This window comes from Myxococcus sp. CA039A (genome assembly GCF_013336645.1).
GTDB lineage: Bacteria > Myxococcota > Myxococcia > Myxococcales > Myxococcaceae > Myxococcus > Myxococcus llanfairpwllgwyngyllgogerychwyrndrobwllllantysiliogogogochensis.
Genome location: NZ_JABUMQ010000507.1, coordinates 1 through 5,227 on the forward strand (window position 1 = coordinate 1; position 5,227 = coordinate 5,227).

The following is a 5,227-nucleotide window of genomic DNA, read 5'->3' on the forward strand; positions in this document are numbered from 1 at the left end:
GACCAGGCCCGTGCTCTTTCGAGGCGCGGGGGCTCGGCGGGGGGAGGGCACATCCTCTGACTTCAGGAGGTACGGCACTCCCAGCGCGCCCACCAGCGTGAGCACCGCGAGGGTGAGTGCCACCCGTCGCGACTTCCGCATGTCGTGTCCACTCGCCACGTTCGGGAATGTAGCAGTGGAGGACCCCGGGGCGCTGACGCGAACCTCGCGTGCTCCTCACCCACGTGCGTGTCGTGTGTCGACGCGATTCGTGAGACTCGACAAGCCTCTACGGGGTGTGGCGCTTGAGTCGCCGCCATGCAGGCGTCACGTCGCGCACCACCGTGCCTTCCTCGGGGATGTCGATGAGTTCCCAGTGGATGTATTCCTGGTTCGGCCTCATCAGGAAGAGCGTCACCTTGCCAGGAGGAAGGTTTCGAAAAACCCTGGCTCCGGAATCGCTGAGCTGGCTGGGCAGTCCACGGCTATCCAGCTCACGGACGTCATTGGTGCGCTCCGGCAGAGGGACTTCACCCACGAGGAGGATGGGGCTCAAGCTCTCATCGGTCTTCACCCCCAGCTTCAGGGTTGCCCCTTCGTGCCGGGCCTTGAGGGTGATGGCAACCCTCCCGCTCGCTGGAATCTGGACGCGCTGGAGTGCGTAGGTGGCGGGGCGGTCCCAGGAAGAAATGGCTCGCACTTGGTAGTCGCCGGGCCCCAGGGTTCGCACGACGAGCAGGCCGCTCTTTGGGACCTCGATGTAGCGAGAGTTCATGACCTCGCCATCGCGGTCCACGTAGACGGTGGCGTTGGTGGGCTGCCCCCGCGCATCAACGACGGAGAACTCCACTTTCGCACCGTGCTCGAGGAGCACCGCGAGACCTTCCTGAGGTCCAGGTGCCATGGTCAGTTGCTTCAAGGGGTAGCCTTCGGCCTCGATGAACAACGTGAGGGAACGCTCCTCCACGTTGGAGAACGAGAAGGCGCCATCCCGGGCCGTCATCACGATCGCCCCGAGCCTGTTGAGTGGCTCTCCGCGCATCCGGTCTGGAGCAATGCGAAGTGTGGCACCCGCGACGGGCGCGGACGTCTCCGCGTCCAGCACGCGCCCGGCCACCTGACGTCCAGGACTCATCCGCAGCTCGCCCAGGTCCATGACCTCGGACTCGTCATGCAGCTCGACGCCTCGGGATATCGGCGCCATTCCCCGTGCGCTGATGTTGAGGCGGAATGAGCCCGGGCTGTCCACGTTCACGGAGAACTCGCCGCGCGGGTGCTTGACCTCCCAGGGCATTTCGAAGTGCGTGAGCGGCTTTCCGTCGGGGCCCACGACGCGCCCCTGGACGCGTCCCTCCCGCTTCATGACCAGGCGCACGTGGGGGGCACCCTCGCGGACGAGAAAGTCCCCGGAGTCATGGTGGCCGCCCGTGGAGAGGTGGGGCGCGAAGCTGACGCCCGTGGTCCATGCGCCCAGCTTCAGTTTCGGTTGCTGGAGGTTCCGCAGCGTGAAGCGTCCATCGGCTTGTGTGATGGTAACGGGTGGCCCTTCACAGGTCCTCTGATGACGTCGCCACTCCGGCGCCGACTCTGAAGTCTCGAGGAGGCCGACCGCGGCTCCCGCGATGGGGTTGCCGGCGGTGTCCTCGACGATTCCCGACAGCGTCCAGCCCGCGGCGAGGCGCAGGTCCGCTTGCGCTTCTTCCTGGTCGCGCAGCTCCATCGATTGGGATGCGCTGCGCTCCACGGCTCCGGAGGTGTGTATGGCTTCGAGCACGTATCGCCCCGACTTGAGCCCCCCGAGCGTGTAGTGGCCTTGTGGGTCCGTCGTGGTTTCGCTCATGTGGGGCACATCGGGCTCCTGGCTCCACAGGCTCACGCTGACCTCGGGCAAGGGCGTTCCCAGTTCATCCCGGACCGTCCCCGAAACACTCGCCCCCTGTTTCAGGACCCAGCGGACATTCGTGTCGGGAGCCTGGACCTGGCGTTGGTCCTCCGCGAAGCGCTCTGACCGAGACTTCAGGGTGAATGTGCCAGGCAAGGCGAGGTCCAGGTGGAATCGTCCTGCTCCATCTGACTGGGTCCTGGCGATAACGAATGATCCACCGCTGGGCGCTTGCGGCTTCTCATGAATCTCGATGCTGACGTCCGGAATCGGGCGACCTGCCTCATCGAGAACGACGCCATCGACCCAGACGGTGGGGCGGAGCGTGAAGTCGAGTCGCTTCGTGCCGGGACCCAGCTCAGGGATGGCTTGCTTGATACGAAGGTAGCGACTCGCCGAGACCTCGACCTCATGGGGCTTGAGGAGCAGAGGGCTCGCCCGATAGTGGCCAGCGGCGTCGGTTCTCGCACTCGCGGCTTCGTGGTTGTCGACGTCACGGACGGTGATGGTGGCTCCTTCGATGCCAGCTCCAGCCTCGTCTTGCACGCGTCCTTCGAGAAGGGCCGCATGGCCCAGCACCAGCGTGACCTCCGACGAGGTCCCAGGGACCTTCAAGTCGACCTCGGCCAGCGCGTGTTGCTCACCCTGGCTGGCACTGAGCTGAAAGGACTGGGGCGGAAGCTCCTCGAAGGTGAAGCGCCCCTGCTTGTCCGTGATGCGCATCGCGGAGGGAGGGCTCCTGTACCGCCGCTGGGTGACGTCATGCATGGAGACCGTCACGTTGGGGGCGGGCGAGCGCTGGTTCAACACCTGGCCGGTGATGCGCCTGGGGCGAAGGAGTGTCAGGGGATTGTCGGGCCACTGGTTCGCCAACGTGGGAAGCCAGCCGTCTTTCGCGAAGGTGATGGCATACCTTCCGGAGGGAAGCGGACCCATGCGGTAGCTGCCGTCCGTTCCGGTTTCCCCGTCGAAGAAGCGTGTCGACCCTTGATGCACGGCCATCACCCGGACCTGGGCCAGGGGCACGAGGTCCTCGTCGATGAGCTGTCCCTTCAGGAAAAAGGCTTCTCCGAGTCGGAGCTGAAGTCCCTCCGTACCCGCCGCGACTTCCGGCTGGAGTCGTGCGTCGCGCGCTCCGATGGCCCAGAGCGTGAAACGACCTTCGGGCAGGTTGTCGAGGGTGAATCGACCGTCTTCCGTGGTGAGCGCCTCCGCGTACACGGGGGCCTCTCCCTGGCGTGCGAGGAGCAACTCCAGGGTGGTGTCTTCCTCATCGAAGAAGCACTCCGGAAACTTCGCGTGACTCCCGCCGGTGTGCCGCCGCAGCACTTGCGAACAGGGCAGCTCGGAGAGGGTTTGACCTGGCTCGGGGCGCGTGGCCGTGACGCGGACTCCGGCCAGGGGACCCTCGTCTCCGACGACGATGCCTTGGATGCGCAGGGTGCCTTCGGCCCGTGGCGCGGGTGGAGCCAGGATGAGGCCTGTGCTCCCGCGAGGCGCGGAGGCTCGGGGAACAGACGGGGCATCCCCGGGCTTCGGGAGGTGCCACATGCCCAGCGCGCCCACCAGCGTGAGCGCTCCGAGAGTGACCGCCATCTTTCGCGACGTCCGCATGCCGCCTCCGCTCGCCACGCTCACGAGTGTAGCAGCGGACGTCCCGAGAGCCCCGAGACCCGGAGTCTCGATTCAGCCAGCTTGGAGCGCGGCGATGGAGTCGCGGGACTCCAGCGTTTGCGTCTGCGCGCCCTCGGCCTCGAACAGCTCGCGCAGCCAGGGGTGACAGGTGAAGGCAATCACCTGCTGGTGCTCGGCGAGACGGGCCAGGAGATGGATGGCGCTTCGGGCCCGGCCGGGGTCGAAGTTCACCAGCACGTCGTCCACGATGAGCGGCAGCGCGCCTCGGGTCTCTCCGAAGTCGCGCACCACCGCGAGACGGAAGGCGAGGTAGAGCTGCTCGCGGGTTCCCCGTGAGAGCTGAGCCGCGCTCCAGTCCCGCTCGCCGTCGCTCACGCGCAGCTCACGCTCGTCACCTGCGGGGATGAACACGCGGCGATAGCGGCCCTCCGTCAGCAGGGCGAAGTGCTCCGAGGCGAGCTGCACCACGCGCGGCTGCTGCTCCTCCTCGAAGCGTCGACGCGCGCGTCCCAGCAGGGCCAGCGCCAGCTTGTCCTCCGCGTAGCGCGTGGCGAGCTCCGCCACCTTCGCGCGCAGGGTCTCCTCCTGGATGCGCAGGCGCGCGAGCAGGTCGTCGTTCTCCCACTGCTCGAGCTGGTTCTGCGTGGCGCCCTGCTCGGTGAGCACCTCCTTCGACTTCTCCTGCGCCTCCGCATGTCGGGCGCGCAGCTGGCTCAGCACCGTGCGCAGACCTTCTTCTCCGCCCAGGGCGCGCAGGGCTTCGCGGGCCTCGGTGTCGGACAGTCCCGTGCGAGCCTCGATGCGGTGGGCCAGCTCTCGCGCATGGCGGGTGAGCTCCGCGTGGCGGTGTGCCTGCACGGCGCGCCGACGGAAGGTCTCCTCGTCACCGCCACCGCCCTCGGAGAGCAACGCCGCGAGAGCGGCTTCTTCCGTGCGGCACAGTTCATCGAGGTGGGCCTTCTCCTCGCGCAGCTCGCGACGCCGCTCCTCCGCCGCGCGTCGCTCCGTCTCCTGCTCGCGTGCTGCCTCCAGGGCCGCGTTCACGCGCAGGACCACCAGGTCCATGGAACCTGATGACTGGGACACGGGCGCTTCAGCTTCAGGGAGGAGGCCTTCCATTGCCAACGCACGCAGCCGAGAGACCACGTCCGCGCAAGCCGCTTCATCTGCGGACAGCGCCGCCTCGTCCGCGACCAGGTCCTGCCACCGCTGCCGCAGCGCCGAGGCATCGCGCCACAGGGCCAGCGCCGCCTGCGCGGGGAGCCCCGCCGGGAAACGTCGCGCCGACAGACACGCGGTCAGCTCCGCGCTCAGTGACGCGTGCCGCGCCTCGTGCCCGCGCAGCAGTTCATCCGCCTGTCGTTCGTCGCGCAGGGCCAGGTCATGCGTGGCGCGCAGCGTGTCCCGCTCGCGTGACAGCGCCTCGCGTCTCCCCGCGTGCTCCAGTGCCTCCGCCAGCACGCTCTCGCGGGCCGTCATGTCCGAGGACGTCGCCGCCGGAGACAGCCCCGCCTCCGTCGCGGAGGCGAGCAGCTCCCGACGCGCCAGCTCCTCGCGAGCCACGTACCCCGAGAGCTCCACACGCAGCCGCTCCTCCTCCTGCTTTCGCGACTGCTGCCGAGCCTCCCGCGCCCCACGCTCCGCATCCCGCGCGGACTCCACCCGCCGCCGCGCCAGCTCCAGCAGGCCCGTCAACATCAGCCCACCCGCGAGCCCCAGCACTCCCACCAC

At 68.1% G+C, this 5,227-nt stretch carries 2 protein-coding genes; both read right to left on the reverse strand.

What is annotated here, in order from left to right:
* Window positions 1-268: 268 nt before the first annotated feature.
* Complete coding sequence (locus tag HR086_RS44520; RefSeq protein ID WP_174468678.1) at window positions 269-3,475, reverse strand: carboxypeptidase regulatory-like domain-containing protein; 3,207 nt, start codon at window positions 3,473-3,475, stop codon at window positions 269-271.
* Between the two features lie 72 nt (window positions 3,476-3,547).
* Window positions 3,548-5,227, reverse strand: a 1,680-nt coding sequence (locus HR086_RS44525; protein WP_373564443.1) for an ATP-binding protein, incomplete at its 5' end; no start/stop codon positions are given.

Bases quoted from the DNA above. Each gene is read 5' to 3' on its own strand.
- HR086_RS44520 (WP_174468678.1), bottom strand. From the start codon at position 3,475: ATGCGGACGTCGCGAAAGATGGCGGTCACTCTCGGAGCGCTCACGCTG.